This window comes from Psychrobacter maritimus (assembly GCF_029953575.1).
GTDB lineage: Bacteria > Pseudomonadota > Gammaproteobacteria > Pseudomonadales > Moraxellaceae > Psychrobacter > Psychrobacter maritimus.
Window position 1 is genome coordinate 435,183 of the sequence record NZ_CP124526.1, and the last position, 16,949, is coordinate 452,131.

The 16,949-nt window shown below is 43.1% G+C and carries 14 protein-coding genes; 3 read left to right on the forward strand and 11 right to left on the reverse strand.

The annotated features are described in order from the left end of the window. Positions 1 to 188: 188 nt before the first annotated feature. From QJS82_RS01925 to uraD, 6 genes are all read right to left on the reverse strand, one after another. Positions 189 to 710 carry an ureidoglycolate lyase gene (locus QJS82_RS01925; protein ID WP_201624857.1) on the reverse strand — a complete coding sequence of 174 codons (522 nt, stop codon included), beginning with the start codon at positions 708 to 710 and terminating at the stop codon, positions 189 to 191. Positions 711 to 862: 152 nt separating this feature from the next. Beyond that, positions 863 to 1,699 (reverse strand): bifunctional allantoicase/(S)-ureidoglycine aminohydrolase, encoded by an 837-nt coding sequence (locus QJS82_RS01930; RefSeq protein WP_281491054.1) that lies wholly within the window; start codon positions 1,697 to 1,699, stop codon positions 863 to 865. Positions 1,700 to 1,793: 94 nt separating this feature from the next. Beyond that, on the reverse strand, positions 1,794 to 2,774 hold the full coding sequence (gene puuE / locus QJS82_RS01935) for an allantoinase PuuE (protein WP_281491055.1): 981 nt from the start codon (positions 2,772 to 2,774) through the stop codon (positions 1,794 to 1,796). 76 nt (positions 2,775 to 2,850) lie between these two features. Continuing rightward, on the reverse strand, positions 2,851 to 4,197 hold the full coding sequence (locus QJS82_RS01940; protein ID WP_281491056.1) for a urate hydroxylase PuuD: 1,347 nt from the start codon (positions 4,195 to 4,197) through the stop codon (positions 2,851 to 2,853). A gap of 66 nt (positions 4,198 to 4,263) precedes the next feature. Beyond that, the gene (gene uraH / locus QJS82_RS01945; protein WP_281491057.1) at positions 4,264 to 4,632 is read right to left on the reverse strand and encodes a hydroxyisourate hydrolase; all 369 of its coding nucleotides are present in this window, start codon (positions 4,630 to 4,632) and stop codon (positions 4,264 to 4,266) included. Between the two features lie 57 nt (positions 4,633 to 4,689). Further along, positions 4,690 to 5,211 (reverse strand): 2-oxo-4-hydroxy-4-carboxy-5-ureidoimidazoline decarboxylase, encoded by a 522-nt coding sequence (gene uraD, locus QJS82_RS01950; protein ID WP_281491058.1) that lies wholly within the window; start codon positions 5,209 to 5,211, stop codon positions 4,690 to 4,692. A gap of 318 nt (positions 5,212 to 5,529) precedes the next feature. On the opposite strand from uraD, the gene QJS82_RS01955 reads away from it, so the two are divergent. Next, positions 5,530 to 6,279 (forward strand): TetR/AcrR family transcriptional regulator, encoded by a 750-nt coding sequence (locus QJS82_RS01955; RefSeq protein WP_281491059.1) that lies wholly within the window; start codon positions 5,530 to 5,532, stop codon positions 6,277 to 6,279. 184 nt (positions 6,280 to 6,463) lie between these two features. Here QJS82_RS01955 and QJS82_RS01960 read toward each other — a convergent pair whose 3' ends face one another. Next, positions 6,464 to 7,897 carry a nucleobase:cation symporter-2 family protein gene (locus tag QJS82_RS01960; protein ID WP_201619682.1) on the reverse strand — a complete coding sequence of 478 codons (1,434 nt, stop codon included), beginning with the start codon at positions 7,895 to 7,897 and terminating at the stop codon, positions 6,464 to 6,466. A gap of 726 nt (positions 7,898 to 8,623) precedes the next feature. Here QJS82_RS01960 and QJS82_RS01965 point away from each other — a divergent pair. After that, positions 8,624 to 10,699 (forward strand): TonB-dependent receptor domain-containing protein, encoded by a 2,076-nt coding sequence (locus QJS82_RS01965; protein WP_281491060.1) that lies wholly within the window; start codon positions 8,624 to 8,626, stop codon positions 10,697 to 10,699. A 157-nt stretch (positions 10,700 to 10,856) separates the two neighbouring features. After that, complete coding sequence (locus QJS82_RS01970; RefSeq protein WP_281491061.1) at positions 10,857 to 12,209, forward strand: PepSY-associated TM helix domain-containing protein; 1,353 nt, start codon at positions 10,857 to 10,859, stop codon at positions 12,207 to 12,209. 17 nt (positions 12,210 to 12,226) lie between these two features. Here QJS82_RS01970 and QJS82_RS01975 read toward each other — a convergent pair whose 3' ends face one another. The 4 genes from QJS82_RS01975 to QJS82_RS01990 all read right to left on the reverse strand — a co-directional run bounded on the left by QJS82_RS01975 (position 12,227) and on the right by QJS82_RS01990 (position 16,619). Beyond that, on the reverse strand, positions 12,227 to 12,997 hold the full coding sequence (locus QJS82_RS01975) for an iron ABC transporter ATP-binding protein (protein ID WP_281491062.1): 771 nt from the start codon (positions 12,995 to 12,997) through the stop codon (positions 12,227 to 12,229). Positions 12,998 to 13,166: 169 nt separating this feature from the next. Then, positions 13,167 to 14,144 carry an iron chelate uptake ABC transporter family permease subunit gene (locus QJS82_RS01980; RefSeq protein WP_438656641.1) on the reverse strand — a complete coding sequence of 326 codons (978 nt, stop codon included), beginning with the start codon at positions 14,142 to 14,144 and terminating at the stop codon, positions 13,167 to 13,169. A 251-nt stretch (positions 14,145 to 14,395) separates the two neighbouring features. Beyond that, entirely contained in the window at positions 14,396 to 15,496 is a 1,101-nt protein-coding gene (locus QJS82_RS01985) for an ABC transporter permease (protein ID WP_281491064.1), read from the reverse strand. A 70-nt stretch (positions 15,497 to 15,566) separates the two neighbouring features. Further along, positions 15,567 to 16,619 carry a siderophore ABC transporter substrate-binding protein gene (locus QJS82_RS01990; protein ID WP_281491065.1) on the reverse strand — a complete coding sequence of 351 codons (1,053 nt, stop codon included), beginning with the start codon at positions 16,617 to 16,619 and terminating at the stop codon, positions 15,567 to 15,569. Between the last annotated feature and the right edge of the window lie 330 nt (positions 16,620 to 16,949).

Consider the following 16,949-nt stretch of genomic DNA (forward strand, 5'->3'; position numbering starts at 1 on the left):
AATCTTTATAATAGTCGGGCAAATAATACCCTGTTTCAGTATTCTAGTACAGTAGTACAAGAAAAACAAGTAATCCGACTTAATGTTTCGACAGTAATCGATATAATGTTTTTTATTGAACAAGTTTAATTTGTTAAATCTGAGCTATTAAGCATAAAAAGCCAACTAATCGCCATTAGCTGGCTGGTCTATTCTGCAAGCTCAATTTGTACTTGCCAATCATTGATATCAAGCTCATAGCAGTTATTGCCTTCGCCATTGATACGGTCAATCACTAAAAAGTTAGAGTCACAACCAAGTGCAAGCAGCGGATGATGCCAGACATAGGCGTCATATTGCACACCTTGATGCGATTTGGCATAAAATACGGTCAAATCATCAGCAGACTGTGGCGGCTCGCCTTTAGGCGCAACCACGACAATATAATCCTGACCATTCATCGAAAAGAAAGCCTGAGTACCAAACGGGTGATATTCCATCACTGATAAGGCAATAGGAAATTCGCGCTTTTTAGCACAGAAAATACTCATACCAACACTGCCACCATCGAGCTTAGACTCGGCGATAGCATGATGACGCTTGGCGTAGCCATTGTTAATCTCATAACAATTTTCAGGCGTTTCTTCGTCTTTATCATACGGCTCAATAACCTTACCATAAGGTGCAAATTCAGCCTTAGTCAAAGGTTTGGCTATAATTGTAGTACTCATGAATTCACCTCACTATGAGTTAGTAATGTTAGTTGAATTAGTAACGTGAGTTAATTGATAGGGTCGTTTAATTGGCAGTATCAGTAAATTTACCATAGACCCGTACTCGCATTAACGATTATGCTTTTATACTATTTATTATTCCGGATGTCTTATCGTTCCGGGCGAATAAATGGCATATGTCTATTCACGTCTTTATATAGTAAATATCTAAATGGACCGGGTCCGCCGGCGTAACAAGATTGTGGGCAAAATGCGCGCAGCCACATAAAATCACCCGCCTCGACTTCTACCCATTCACCGTTTAAGTGATATACCGCTTTACCTTCTAGCACATACAAACCATGTTCCATGACATGCGTTTCATCAAATGGAATCACGCCACCGGGTTGAAAAGTGACTATGTTCACATGCATATCGTGACGCATATCGGATTGCTCGGTGAATCTGGTGGTTGCCCATACACCATTAGTACCGGGCATCTCAATCGCTGCAACATTGTGATCGCTGGTGACAAAAGGTTCGGGCGCATCAATACCATCTACGAACTGATAAGCTTTACGAATCCAATGGAATTTAACGTGCTTGTCGCTATTGTTTTTCAGCGTCCACTTACATGCCGGTGGTAAGAAAGCATAGCCACCCGCTTCAAGATGATGCGCTTCGCCTTCAATAGTAATATCCATTGCACCTTCAACAACAAATAATACGGCTTCTGCTGTGGTATCCAGCTCAGGCTTTTGAGAGCCGCCATTTGGTGCGACTTCAACGATGTATTGTGAGAAAGTTTCTGCAAAACCGCTTAAAGGACGGGCAATCACCCACATGCGCATGCCTTCCCAAAACGGTAGGTAGCTAATAACAATATCGGTTAGTACACGTTTGGGGATAATCGCATACGCTTCGGTGAAAATAGCTCGATCGGATAGTAGCTGTGTTTGCGGAGGCAAGCCGCCAGTTGGGGCATAATAAGTGTTTTTTGTTGACATGGTTAATAATCCTTAATGATTTTGTGCCGCGATAAACTGGTGTCTGAACTTATTATCTGAACTTAGCATCTGAACTTATTATCTGAATTTAAGATTACATCCAGTCAGCGGTATTATCAGCCGTGGCGGGATGGTTTTCATACCAGTGCCTGGCAATCTCATCGCGGCGACAGACCCAAACGTCGGGTTTGTCCGTAATATATTTTAGAAACTTTTTAAGCGCGGTGATGCGACCAGCGCGGCCAATGATACGGCAATGCAAACCGATGGTCAGCATTTTTGGCGTGTGCTGACCTTCTTCATAAAGCGTGTTAAAGCTGTCTTTTAGATACTGATAAAAGGGTTCGGCATGAGTAAATCCAGGGCTTGACGAAAAGCGCATGTCATTGGTTTCAAGGCTATAAGGAATAACCAGATGCGGCTTACGAGCGATTTTGTTACCGTCTTCTACCTTAACATTAAGCCAGTAAGGCAGCTCATCAGCATAAGAGTCGGAGTCATAAATATAGCCACCTTGCTCGGCGACCAGCTCACGGGTATTGGGACTATCACGACCTGTGTACCAACCTAGCGGCTGCCCACCAAGCATACGTTCAAAGATTTCAGTAGCACGACGCACATGCTCGCGCTCGGTCTCACGATACATATATTGATAGGTAATCCAGCGCAGTCCGTGACTGGCGACTTCGTGACCGTCCTCTAAGACGCGCTCCATAATATGCGGTGTCTTTTCAGCAGCTGCAGCACAAGTAAAGGTAGTAATAGGCAGGCCATAGTCTTTAAACACATCAAGCACCCGCCACACACCGACACGGCTGCCGTACTCAAAAGCTGATTCGATAGACTGATGACGGTTGTTAAACGAGGGTGTGCCTAAGATATCGGACAAAAAACGCTCTGATTCTGCATCGCCATGAATAACGCTGTTCTCAGCACCCTCCTCGATATTGAGAACGAACTGGACAGCAATCTTTGCACCGCCCGGCCAATTAGCTTGCGGTGGATTGCCTGCATAGCCTTTTAGGTCGCGTGCATAGGTATCGTGATTAAAATCGCTGGTTATTTTTTTACTCATTGTAAGTATATCCTAAATATCTTAAAGCAACATAAGAGTGAGTATCGCTACGCTAATTAGCTACTAACATTTAAAACTACAAACCTGAGGTATAAGCAACGATTTGCTGGCGTTCTGCATCAGTCAATTGAGTCAGATTACCCAGTGGCATATAGCCTGTTTGTACTGCCGTAATGATTTTGTCTTTATGGATTTTCATATCTGACGGTGTTTGGATGATAATACCTGCTGGCGGCGCTGCAAATCCTTGCTGAGTTGGCTGCGCAGCATGGCAAGTGCTACAGCGCGTATGAACAATATTCATCATGGCATCGTCAGCTGAGGCCGTCACTGGAACGGCTGCTGCGGTAACGTTTTCATTAGACTTAACATCAGAGCTGGCATTAGAACTGCCATCAGAATTAACCGCGTTAATTGCTAGGTCATCGCCAGCCGTTGGTGGCGTGCTGTCATTTGCGGCAGGCGCGGTAGCTACTGGGGAACTAGCAGCAGGTAACGGCTCAATTGGCTCTGGACGCATCCAAATAATCAATAAAACGGTTAAAACAGCAGGGATAACCAAATAGCGCGGCTTATGATTGTCCAAATGCTTTTGGTTAAAGTAATGGCGAACAATCGCCGTGATGATGCCGACGTAGACCAATACCAACCAGCCGTGTGCATGAGAATACATCATCGGATAGTGGTTACTAATCATGGTAAAGATAAGCGGTAAGGTAAAGTAGTTGTTCATCAATGAGCGGTTTTTTGCTTGTAATGCTAAGTCGGCCACTTCTTTACCCGGCTTTTCGCCGCGCCGCACACAATCTACAAGCGCACGCTGAGCGGGCATGATACCGAAGAAGACATTACCGGCCATAACTGTACCTAAGATGGCACCGATATGGATAAATGAGGCTCGGTCACTAAATAATTGATAAGAACCCCAACAAGCAATGACTAGTAAGATAAAAATAATGGTGCTAAAAATAAACGAGTTTTTACCTAAGTGACTGCGAACAATCACTTCATAAATAAAGTAGCTGCCAAATAAGAATAATAAGCTGGTTGATATGGCACCGATACTGCTACCAAAAGCGACTTTACTGGGATCAATTAAGTAAGCTGTTGCGTTGGCATAATAGACGATAGCAAGCATCGCCATACCAGTCAGCCACGTGGTATAAGCTTCCCATTTAAACCAGTGCAGGGTCTTTGGCATCTCTTCAGGTTCAAGCTTGTATTTGGCAATCTCATAAAAGCCGCCGCCGTGTACTGCCCATAAGTCGCCTGAGATTCCTTTATCGGCTTTCCACTGTGGCGGTTTTCGCAAGCTTAAATCCAACCAAACAAAATAGAAAGATGCGCCAATCCATGCAATCCCAGCGATAACGTGAAACCAGCGAAAAAATAAAGCTACCCAATCGAGAAGATATGCGCCCATGTGGCAAGTGTCCTTTTGTCCAATGTTCTTTCATCCAGTGTGCTTTTAAACGATAGCGTAATACCTTTACGAGCCGCGATAGGTGCTATAGCCATGCGCGCTAAGTAGCAGCGGTACATGATAGTGACCGTTATCACTTATGATAAAGTCGATGACTACTTGCGGATAAAAAGCCGTTAGGTTTTGTGTATCAAAGTAAGCTTGGGTATCAAAGGTTAAGGTATAACGACCAACATCTAAGTGATATTCAGCAATATCAATAGTTGGGTTAAATGACCAGCTGTCTGGTGTCACGCGTCCATCAGCGTTGGTGATGCCATTGGCTAATAATGAGGCCTCACCGCTTGTACTTACGCGGTGTAGCGTTACCGCTATGTCAGCGGCAGGTTTGCCAAGATGGGTATCTAAGATATGGGATGAGAGAGTACCTGACATGATAATTCCTTTTATATAGTGAACCAATAAGGCAACGTTTAAATTAAAGAGTTTACGTTAAGCGGCGCCCAGCAGTTTTTGTAAGCGTAAACGGGTAATTTTATTTTGCTCAGCAGCGGCATTGACCAGCTCAGTAGCGCGATCGTTTGGCAAGCGTGCTAACAGTAAATCCAGCATTTGCTGGGCACTCTTGCCAGTCGCAAACACGATAAAGATAAAACCGAATTTATCAAGATAATCTTGATTGCCTTGCGCCAAGGCGGCAATCACCTCATCCTCGGCATCATTTGCGCCTGATTGCTCATGCGCGGCACTGTCTTGAGTGTTGCGGTATTTTTCTTTTAGTGAGTCGACATTGCCGATTTGCGGGTGACCGTCAAAGGCCTCGAGCAAATTGGCCTCGTTGGATTGTGCTTGTTGCCACGCGTTGTCACTATGAGTAAGTAAGTTATCTATATCAATGAAAGGACGGTTACTGATTAATTCTGTTGCCCACGCTGTACTGGTGCAACAGGTCAATAGGTGTGAGGTCGCGTCGGCTGGCGCTAGGTGGTTAAATTGCTGTAGCGATAATTTCACAGTGGCATCCTTTTCCTTTGTCCCCAATCCATAGGGCTGAATAAGCTGATATTGATGTATAGCGGCATGCTAATATCTATTGATTAGTATCTATTGATGAAAAATCTCATGCTAAATGGGTATGCGTCAATCAGTAATTGCTTTAATATTAACCATTCTCCTTAAACCTGACCATTTGGTCAACTACTTTATGCAAATAATTTATTTTAGTGAATTATTTTTCATAAAAATCAGGCCATAAGCCTTACGCTTTATTAAAATATAAACCTACATTGGCGCATCTTCACTCATTGAACATCATTACAGGCGTTACTAATCATGGCCATCAGCGATACAACTAAAAGTGTTATAACTAAAAAAGATACGAATAAAAGTGTTACAACTGGAAAAGACACGGCGCACAATAACGACGTTAATACCTCAGAGAGTTCAGAAGTGCTTGTAGAGCAAAATGTCCAGCGCAATCAGCAAGACATTCGTGCGCACAATCAGGCTGTCATTTTGGCAGCCGCAGAAGAAGAGTTCGTGTTACAAGGTTTTCGCGGGGCGACGATGCAAGGTATTGCCGATAGAGCTGAGCTGCCAAAAGCCAATATTCATTACTATTTTAAAAATAAAAAGAATCTCTACCAATCGGTACTGCACTCTATCATCCAAGAGTGGAATGAGGGCTTGGTGACCATGACAGTCGAGAGTGACCCCAAGGAAGTGATCGAAAAATTTGTGCGCACGAAACTGCATCAAGCATTTGTGCACCCAAACCAACATAAGCTGTTTGCGCTTGAAGTCATTGGCGGTGCGCCACACCTACACGACTTTATGTCAACGACGATGCAAGAATGGGCAGTTGATAAAGCACAGGTCATGAAAACTTGGTATGAACAAGGCAAGATTGGTGTTAGCGATCCATTACAACTACTGATTTTGATTTGGGCCACGACGCAGCGCTATGCCGAGTTTGAGACAGAAATCGTCGGTTTAATGGGTAAGGATAAATACGATAAGCAAGATGAAGCGCGTGCTGCTGATTTTTTAGTACCCTTTATTTTGCGTGGTTGCGGGCTTTAATATCTTATATAGTCTATTCAAAATAAAAAAGTACGTACAGAAAATCGCCTTAACGATAAAGCATTATGACGACTTTATCGTTAAAGTAGTGATTGAGGAGGAGTAAAAATCTCTCACTGCGCTCAATGGCATTTTATGGCAATCATGATATCTGTTATGACAACTAGAACATCTGTTATGACAACTATAATATCTGACCTTCAATAGCACTCTCAGATATTTCACGAACAGGCTTGAGCTTTTCATCAGCATGTTGCTCTGGCTCATCAAACTCGACACCGTAATTTTTTGGCAAAATCATATCGAGAGCGATAGCAACGATACCTGACATCGTCACCGCAGAACCAAAGATATTGCGGAATAGCTGGGGCGTCTGGGCGAATACATCCGGCACAAAGGCCACACCCATTGATAAGCCTAGTGACGTTGCAATGATTAAAATATTACGGTGGGTAAACTCGACTGTCGATAGGATACGAATACCAGCAGTGGCAACGGTGGCAAACATCAGCAGCGTTACACCGCCAACGACTGGCTTTGGCAATTGCGTAAAAATTGCGCCGAGGATAGGGAACATGCCCATGGTAAATAAGATAGCACCTACATAAAAGCCGACATATCGGCTAGCAATGCCGGTCATCTGAATGACACCATTATTTTGGCTAAAGGTCGTCACTGGGAAGGTATTGAACACCGCCGCTATCAGCGAGTTAACCCCGTCACCTAACACTCCACCTTTGATACGTTTTTCATATAGCGGGCCTTTAATGGGTTCGCCTGAAATCATCGAGGTCGCCGTCAAATCCCCTGAGGTTTCAATACTGGTAATAATATACATAAAAGCAATAGGGATAAACGCTTGCCACTCAAAGCCAAAGCCGAATTTAAAAGGAACAGGTAGGGTAAAGATAGGGGCTTCAGCGACCAATGAGAAGTCAATACGTCCCATAAACATTGCGGCAATCAAGCCTAGCATTAACCCAATAAAGATGGCACTTGAGCGAATAACTTTATTATCAATAATACTGATTAATACCACGCTGACCAGCACACCACCACCGAGCAATAGGTTTTGCATACTCCCAAAGTTCTCTGCTCCGACCCCGCCTGCCAAATCGGTCAGACCTACTTTAGTCAATGAAAGTCCGATGGTGACAATCACGCAACCCGTCACGATAGGGCTCATCAAGGATTTAAGTTTAGTAATAAATTGGCTTAAGAAAATCTCGACGAATGCTCCGAGAAACGAGACCCCAAAAATCACAGAGAGAATTTCCTCTGGACTACCGCCTTTGTTTTTTACCACAAAACCTGCTGCCAATACCGCCGCTAAAAACCCAAAACTGGTACCCTGTAGTGCCATCAATCCAGAGCCTACGGGTCCAACTTTATGGGTCTGAATAAAAGTCGCAACCCCTGATACCATCAAAGACATACTGATGAGGTAGGGGATGTGTTCTCCTAAACCTAGCACGCCGCCTATAATTAATGAGGGCGTAATGATACCGACAAAGCTCGCAAGTACGTGCTGGGTTGCGCCTAAAAAGGCTTTTGCAGGGGCGGGGCGATCGTGCAAACCATATAATAAATCGCGGTTCCCTTGAGTGTGCTCACTCATCTTGGCTTCCTCCTGAAGTGACTTTTAGTCCAATCTCTGCGGCATTTACTCAGCAATATCATCACTACCTAGAGTCGACAAAAATAATGTCATCGCTAGAGCAATTCATATTGCTTATCTATTCAACAACCAATCGCCAACAGAAAATCGCACTTATCCTTGTGCTAATAAATAATCATACCTAACCATTATTTATCAAGATTGCCAATCATTGTAATAAAAACCTGACTAATTGGTCAGCTATCTAAGGGTATAGTGAAAGGCTCTGCTATTGCAACGTTTTTTTTCATACTCGTAGATTTATTTACATCGCAATAATGATGGTTTAAAAGCGCACAGTCCAAGCTCTCTAGATAAAAACCCTGAGATTATCAATTGTTTATAGGGAATGGATACTTACTATCTTTTGCCAGATTACATTCAGAACCTAATCATTGAAGTGAATTCCTCACATTATTTATTGCCAAATTGTTAATACTTCGTTATTATGCCTGTCATAATTTAAATGTTAATCATTATCATTAACATTACCTATGTTATTCGTAATACGCGTTGTATATTAATAAGTATGACAAGTTTATAGGTGATACAGATTTTTTTAGCGCAGTGGTAGAGCGGTCGTTGTAGAGTAAAGTCCTTATAAGCTTTATAAAAAACTTCTTAAATAAATTCTCAAAAGTGGCTCTTAATTCCTTCAATCCTAATAGTAAGTAAAGTGAGTGTGTTATGCGTGAAGTTAAGTCAGCAACATTTTCTAATCAATTAACGGTGTTATCCATGACGGTTTCAGCTATTTTATGGTCACAGATGGCAATGGCGGCGGAGGAATTGCCTAGTACCACCTTACAAACCATCACGGTGACCGCCAATAGCTCAGTCCGCGAAAAAGTCCAAGAAGATGGGGTTTATGTCGAAGACTATACTCCAGCGCAGCAAGCCAGCCATTTGAGCGATTTTTTGAATGTCGTTCCTGGGGTTACCGTAGGTGGCACCTCAGCAGTCAATCAGCGTATTCGTATTCGTGGTCTTGAAGACAGCAACCTGAAAGTCACTATCGATGGTGCCCGTCAAGAAGGTAAACTTTTTTATCATATGGGCGATTTGACCCTTGATCCTGACTTGCTCAAGCAAGCGGATGTCGCGGTCGGTAATAACTCAGTGACGCTAGGTAATGATGCCATCGGTGGTGCGGTTGCCTTTAAAACGGTTGATGCGGCTGACTTGCTAAAACCGGGTCAAAGAATAGGTGCCAAATTACACGCAGGTTATGCCAGTAATAATGATGAGTTATTAACATCAGCGACGGTGTTTGCTGCACCAACGGACAATGTTGACTTACTGGCTTATTATGGCAAGCGTGATACTAATTCGGGCGAGGATGGTAACGGTCGTGAGCTGTTTGAAGACAGTAAAAGTGAAAATATTTTATTAAAAGCTGGTGCTTATATTGCGGATGATCATCATATTGGTGCAAACTTTAGCAGTACTGAAAAGAAAGGTATTTTCCCATTCCGTCCTGACTTTCCTAGTCGTAATGACGCCCCAATACCACAACAAGTTAAACGCGATACTTATGGGCTAGATTATACTTATAATCCGGCAAGCAAGTTAATTGATGTTGATACCAATGTTTATCAGACCAAAACCCGTATTTTGCGCGATTCTGATTATAATAAAAACCCAGGTTTCGAGTTTGATGCACAGGTTAAAACCACAGGCGCTAAAATACAAAATACTAGTATAGTTGATAGTAGTGTCTTTGAGGGTATTACCGGTACTCATAAATTGATCGCTGGTGTAGAGCATTATAAAAAAGAATCTGACTACCATGGTGTAGAGCGTGGTACTACGATACCGGTGAGCGGTAGAGATGAAGCAACAAACACCTCTGTATATCTAGAAGACCAATGGCAAATGGGTAAATTTAGCCTAACGCCTGGTGTACGTTATGACCGCTACAAATCTCCTGATTTTATCGCTGGTGGCAAAACCTATGATAATGTCGTCGGTGCACTTGCCGCAAGCTATGAGATTGCACCACTAACGCAAGTATTTGCCAGCTACACGCAGTTATTTAATGGTCCTGATTTGAGTCAAGCGATTTTTAATCGAAATGGTGTTGGAACTGTTGTTAACAACGACTTAAAAGCAGAAGAAGGGTCTAATACTGAGGTTGGTATTGTTAAAACCTTGCGTGACCTAACGGTAGCCGGTGATGCGTTACAGTTAAGCGGTAAATACTTTGAAACCGATATCGAAAATTATATTGAGTTTGTACGTTCAGGCTTGGATTGTGCACCAGAACCTGGAAGTAATTGCCAAGGCGCAATAAACAAAGATGAAGATTATAAAATTAAAGGGGTTGAGCTCGCCGCTGACTATAAAATGAATAACTTTAGTATGGGTTTGAGCTATTCGCGCGCACGTAGTAAAGGTGAAGACACAGGCTACAGTATTCCGTCAGTGACCGGAAGCAGCTCAGAATCAGGCGATAAATATATGGTCAATCTGGCTTATGCTCCAACAGAGACCACAGATATCGGCTGGCGCAGTACCTATGTCGCTTCAGTGATGCCAAATACTGGCGAAAATGACATTGAAAAACCAAGCTATAATGTTCATGATATCTTTATGAACTATTCGCCAAAACAAGTTGATGGATTAAAAGCCACGCTTGGCGTTTATAATCTTTTCGATGAAGCTTATGCGAGCCACTCATCTCGTCTAAATCCGATTGATGATGTTACTACTGACTTTGAAAAAGGTCGTAATATCAAAGCTTCTTTAACCTATCAGTTTTAAGCCTGCATTTATTTTTTAGTAGCAAAAGAGCCAGCTTTTTATAAAAAAGAGCTGGCTTTTTTATCGCCATTTTTCGGAAATTGTACTGTCTTGTTTTAAAAATTACGCTTCGACTGTAGCACCATTAACCCTATATATTCATAAAGAATCAGCACTCATGATTTCACTTTCATTATCTTCTTTTGCATCGAATATACGCCGTATTTGTCTATGGATTCATCGTTATACTGGGCTTGTAATGGCAGGTTTTTTAATCATAGCGGGTTTTACTGGCTCGTTATTGGCTTTCCATGACGAGTTGGATAATGTGTTTAACCATCAATTGGCTCAGATTGAGCGGCAAGATGCGCCACAGCTTCCTATTGCAACCCTGCACGATAAGGTGGTCGCCGCCTATCCAGAGTACAATTTTTCTAGTATGCCAACGTCATTAAAAGCGGATAAATCTGCGGTATTTTCAGTCGATAGAGTCCGAGGTCAAAGCGCTAAAAATCAGCCCAAAGCGCCGTTTCAAGAGGTTTATATAAATCCTTATAATGGCGATATATTAGGGACGCGTGATAAAGATGAATGGGCGTGGCGCAATACTATGTGGAAGGTGTTTTGGCTGCACCGTGATTTATTGCTCGGTAATTTTGGTAAGCTGCTGCTAGGTGTGATTGCACTGCTATGGACGATTAATTGCTTTATTGGCTTTTATTTAACCTTGCCACGTACCGTGAAGAAGGGTCATGCGGCGCATCGAAAAACAGTTAAAAAACGCGCTTCTGTATTAAAACGCTGGCTACCGGCATGGAAAATCCGCCGCAAAACCAATACCTTTAAGCTCAATTATGATGTGCATCACGCCTTTGGTTTATGGCTGTGGCTGATGCTATTTGTCATTGCGTGGTCGAGTGTCGGTTTTAATTTGAAATCGGTGTATCAACCTGTGATGCAAGCGGTGGTCGGACTTGAAAGCAGAGAGGGCAAAGAAGGTAAAGAAGGTAAAGAAAGAGAAAAAGGTAAGTCGCATAAACTGGATAAATCGGGCGCGCAAGTTCTCCCAAATGTTATGCCAGTTATCAACGCAACTGCTGATATTGTCAATAAGACCAATAGTATTGAGTATGTTAGCAAGCAGGCGAATATTGCCGCGCAAAATAATGGGGTAACCGTGCAGCAGTTATTGGGTATACGCTGGGTAGCAGAGGACAGTCAATGGCAGATGCGCTTTAAAACGGATAAGGATATTGGTATTCACAGCGGCGCTTCGTCTATCACTGTCGATGCAGCAACCGGTAGCGTTGTGCGCGTTAACTTTGGTTATCAAAGCACATTTGGCACTAAAGCTGACCAATGGTTATCGACGCTGCATATGGGGCATATCAGTCACGGCGTCAGTCATTTAGCGTATCAAACATTCTTAGCAATACTAGGATTAGCGGTGGCGGTATTGTCTGGTACAGGTGTGTATCTATGGGCGAAAGGCAGGCAGCAACGTTTGAAGGTTTTGCAAAAATTGAGATAAAACTGATAATTATACCTTTAAACCGTATCTATAATTACTGGCCGACCTTGATGATTTAATACCGTCACATCAACATTATATAACTCCTTCATTGTCTCTTGGGTGATGACATCGGCAGGTTTACCAACTGCCATTACCTGACCTGCTTTCATCGTGACCACGGTATCGGCGAATTGCGCCGCTTGATTGATATCATGTAGGACAATCACCACCGTTTTTTGCTGGCTATGACTCAGCTCGCATAGCTCACGCATCAAGCGCCCAGCATGGTACATATCTAGATTATTTAGTGGCTCATCAAGTAATAAATACGGCGTATCTTGGCAGACAATCATTGCAATCAGTACGCGCTGCCGCTGACCACCAGACAATGTTGATAAGAAGCGTTCGGCTAATGGTTCTAGCTCAAAGCGTTCAATAATATCCTGCACTTTTTGCTCATCGTTCGCGGTTGGCTGCCCTTGATGATAGGGGTAGCGGCCAAACATCAGCAGCTCATGCACGCGCAATCGCCCTTGTACTTGGTTGTCTTGCCCGAGCATGGCCACCGTTTTAGACAGTGTTCGCGCATGACAGCTAACGATATCACGTTCCTCATTATCTACAGCAAAACTTACCTGTCCTGACTGTAGCGGTTGCAAACGTGCCATTACTGAAAACAGGGTGGATTTACCCGCGCCATTGGGGCCGATCAAAGCAATCACTTGTGAGGGGGGTAAAGACAAGGTAATGTCATGCAGGATTTGTTGTTTGCCAATATGGTGGGAGATATTATCGAGTTTAATCATACAGTTGGTCCGATTTAAAAACGCTATAACGCTACTGGAATAAGTTTTTTTCGCTTGCTGCGCCGATGTAGACAGAGGCTGCAAAAAACTTATCCCAGTAGCATATGCATGTATTTATATATCTTGTCGCTAAAATTTTTTTGATTCGTACAGTTTTACTGAGCCATAATTAACGGCGTTGGGTCATAAAAATCAGTATTAAAAATACTAAGCCGCCTGCCAATTCAATCACTACCGACAGTACACCTGCCATACCCAATACTTGCTCAAATACCGTCTGACCGAGTACTAAGCAAATCATCGCCACCAAGCTGACCAATATCAGACGTTCGCTATGATACATGTGCCGCGCGATGCGATTGGTTAAAGCGCAGACTAGTAAGCCAAAAAAGGTTACCGGACCGACCAAAGCAGTTGCCGTGGCAACCAATACTGCGATGACCGTTAACAGCCCAAAGGCTAAGCGTTGATAATTAATGCCAAGGTTAATGGCTTGTGATTTGCCAAGCATTAATACATCACACTGATAACGCCAGCGCCAGATAAATACAGCGCTAATGGCACAAATAAAGAGGCTGATACTAAGTAGCTGTGGATTGACCGTATTAAACTGTGCGTAACTGGCAGACTGTACGACGACGAAATCATCAGGATTAATCAGGCGCGCAATCAGTGCCGATAAGCTACGAAACAACACGCCAAAGATGACACCCACCAATATCAACCGCGTCAAATCCTGACTGCTTTTCGAGAACAGCACTTGAAACAATAATAAGGACGCGCCAAACATCAGGACAATCTCAAGGGTAAATTTGGTAATAGGATTAATGCTGGTAAAGCTCATCGCACCCAAAAAGAACACCAATAAGCTTTGTAGCAAAACATATAGCGAATCAAAACCCAACAGTGATGGTGTCAGAATGGGGTTGTGCGTTAAGGTTTGAAACAGTAAGGTCGATACGCCAATCGCATAGCCGACCACCATAAGTGCCAGTAACTTTTTACCCCGTAACGGCAGGGCGAAATCCCAATAGCCATTGACATTGAGCGTCAAGAATAGCGTCATTGATATCAATAAGATAATGGTGGCAATTGATTTTGGATGGTTGGCGATAAATGCCCAAAATTGTGCTAAGCGTCCTTGCATAGAAGTATTAGCGTAGCTGTTATTTTCTAAAGTATCATTTTCTAAAGTATCATTTGCTAGAACACTCTTTTCTACCGAGCCAGTCTTTGTAGAACTGTCATTTATAAAGTTATGCTTAGACGATGAGAACATACGTAAATCCTACTATGCTACCTTTAATAGTAACAACGCCAAGCTTATCTAATCAGACAACAGGACGATAAAATTAAAAGAAGAGTCAGAAGCGTTAATAAGTGCTCGTCAATAAATACTTATTGCTCAGCAGGCGCACGTAATAACAGCCATAAAAACAGCACCGTACCGACCACACCAAACACAGTAGCCACTGGCACTTCAAATGGATAACGAATAGAGCGCCCGATGATATCGCAGAGCAGTACTGCTGAAGCACCTAGTAGGGCGACAGCTGGCAAGCTACGGCGTAATTTATCACCCATCAATCGGCTGACTATATTGGGCACGACCAAGCCAATAAAGGGAATCATACCAACCGTTACGACGACGACAGCGCTCATCATCGCCACCATACCGACGCCAAGCCACGTGACTTGGCGTTTGCTAATTCCTAGGTTCAGCGCGATGTTATCGCCTAGCCCAACGATTGTTAGCTTGTCGGCAATGATATAAGCCAGCACGCACAGTCCACCTGTCAGCCACAACAGCTCATAACGACCGGCTAATACAGCAGAGAAGTCACCAAATTGCCAAACGCTAAGCATCTGTAACGATTCAGTTTGATAAGCGATAAAAGTTGTCACCGCCTCGATAATGCCGCCAAAAACAATGCCAATCAGCGGAATCATCAAAAAATCCGTCGGCGGAATACGGTGAATAAGCAGCATAAATAGCATCATGCCAAACATTGCCGTAATGGTCGCGACGCCCATTTTGATAAGCAGCGCACTCGCTGGAAATAATAAGCTAACTACTAATAATCCCAATGCCGCACTTTGAGTCGCCCCAACCATCGATGGCTCAACAAAGCGGTTTTTTAGCACCACTTGAATAATCATCCCAGCAACTGCCATGGCGATACCAGTCAAAATAATGGCAATGGTACGCGGTATGCGGCTGACCAATAACAGCGAGCTATCTGAGTTGGCGCTATGATTGATAATGCTGTGCAAGATACCTGACCACGAAAAATTCGCCACTCCAATTGATAGACTTAACAACACCAAAAGCCCCATCATAATGAGGCTGGCTGTGTTTATTAACCATGGCGGTATAGCGGCACGTTGATGGTTAGGACTCAGGCCGCTACGGGTCTTTTTTTGCCAACTTGATGGTGCAGCTGGCAAAGCAGGATTGTCTTTGACACTGGCATGAGCGCGATTGGAAAATAACGACATAACGTCTACTGGCTTAGAAATGGATGATTAAAAATGCAATCAGTAACAGTTGCTTGAACAGTAATAACGTTTATTTCGCGCTCGCAAAAGCATCTTTAATCGTGGTCAAGTCCTGCATCCATTGATAATAACCACCGAATGCTAGGTAAGAATCTGGGCTAAGGTAAACCACTTGATTTTTACTCCATGCATTGGTTTGCGCGACCAATGGATTGTCCAATACTGCTTTTGCACCAGCGCCATCTTCCCCAATTGCTGCACTGCGATCGACGACGAATAGCCAGTCTGGATTGGTTTTTTGTAGATACTCAAAAGATACTGGTTGACCGTGACGCGCGTCGGCGATTTGGTCATCGGCCATCGGAATATCTAATACCGTATGAATAAAGCCATAGCGCGACTTATCACCATAGGCAGACAGCTTATTGCCATTCACCATGACCACTAAGCCTTTGCCTTTATCTTTGGTTAAGGTTTTAGTGTCAGCGATAAGACCATCAATATTGCCTTGTAGTTTTGCTGCCTGAGCACTTTTACCAAATAAAGCGCCCAAATCATGCAGGCGTTGCTTGCTCGACTCATAAATATTTGCCGTATCAATGGTCATGTCTAACGTTGGCGCGATGCTAGAGAGAGCATCATATTTTTCTGCCATCCGTGAGCCTACCAAAATAGCTTGTGGCTGCATAGCGTTCAAGGCTTCAAGGTCTGGCTCAAATACCGTACCGACTGATTTTGGTTCAGGCTGAGTTTTTGAGTGTAAATTATTTAAAAGCAGCCCACTTGGCATGCCATCGACCGCCACATCAAGTGCCGCCAAATCTTGCATCAAGGTCATGTCATAAACGACCAATGGTGATGGATTCATTGCCAAGTCGACCTTACCTTTTGTCGTATCGACGGCAATGGTCGCCACAGAAACATTGTCATTATTGGCAACATTTGAGGCGTTATCAGCCGTTTGGTTCTCAGTCTTGGCATCTGCTGGCTCAGAGTCATTGGATTCAGGCGAACTACAGCCTGCCATGCCAATGCTGGCAATCAGCGCTGTCATCATGGCAGCTAATAAAGGACGCTTAAAAAGTGGGTTAGCGTTGTGGTTTGAGCATAAAGTAGTAGGCATAAATAACTCGGTTTATCAAAGGGTTGGGCAGTCTTATAGGAAAAATACTAAATAAAAACTGCTAAATAATGAATCAACTTATAACTTATCAAGGCTGTTTTCTATCGTTGCTTTATAATTGGTTTTTTATGATAAGTTGCTTCTATAAGTATCATAAAACAGCATCATGATAAAGTAATTGAGACTTATTATCAATAAAAATGATAATGGTTTTTATTAACGTTGACAATTTTTACTATATTAATCTTATAAAATGCTTACGTCATAAGGTGTCAGTAATTATTTATATTGGGTTTTGCTGATCAGGGTTTTCTAGAATATGAGAGATTA

Excerpts from the sequence above, each read along its gene's own strand:
- QJS82_RS01925 (WP_201624857.1), bottom strand. The coding sequence starts at position 710 with ATGAGTACTACAATTATAGCCAAACCTTTGACTAAGGCTGAATTTGCA.
- QJS82_RS01930 (WP_281491054.1), bottom strand. The coding sequence starts at position 1,699 with ATGTCAACAAAAAACACTTATTATGCCCCAACTGGCGGCTTGCCTCCG.
- puuE (WP_281491055.1), bottom strand. The coding sequence starts at position 2,774 with ATGAGTAAAAAAATAACCAGCGATTTTAATCACGATACCTATGCACGC.
- QJS82_RS01940 (WP_281491056.1), bottom strand. The coding sequence starts at position 4,197 with ATGGGCGCATATCTTCTCGATTGGGTAGCTTTATTTTTTCGCTGGTTT.
- uraH (WP_281491057.1), bottom strand. The coding sequence starts at position 4,632 with ATGTCAGGTACTCTCTCATCCCATATCTTAGATACCCATCTTGGCAAA.
- QJS82_RS01955 (WP_281491059.1), top strand. The coding sequence starts at position 5,530 with ATGGCCATCAGCGATACAACTAAAAGTGTTATAACTAAAAAAGATACG.
- QJS82_RS01960 (WP_201619682.1), bottom strand. The coding sequence starts at position 7,897 with ATGAGTGAGCACACTCAAGGGAACCGCGATTTATTATATGGTTTGCAC.
- QJS82_RS01965 (WP_281491060.1), top strand. The coding sequence starts at position 8,624 with ATGCGTGAAGTTAAGTCAGCAACATTTTCTAATCAATTAACGGTGTTA.
- QJS82_RS01970 (WP_281491061.1), top strand. The coding sequence starts at position 10,857 with ATGATTTCACTTTCATTATCTTCTTTTGCATCGAATATACGCCGTATT.
- QJS82_RS01975 (WP_281491062.1), bottom strand. The coding sequence starts at position 12,997 with ATGATTAAACTCGATAATATCTCCCACCATATTGGCAAACAACAAATC.
- QJS82_RS01980 (WP_438656641.1), bottom strand. The coding sequence starts at position 14,144 with ATGCAAGGACGCTTAGCACAATTTTGGGCATTTATCGCCAACCATCCA.
- QJS82_RS01985 (WP_281491064.1), bottom strand. The coding sequence starts at position 15,496 with ATGTCGTTATTTTCCAATCGCGCTCATGCCAGTGTCAAAGACAATCCT.
- QJS82_RS01990 (WP_281491065.1), bottom strand. The coding sequence starts at position 16,619 with ATGCCTACTACTTTATGCTCAAACCACAACGCTAACCCACTTTTTAAG.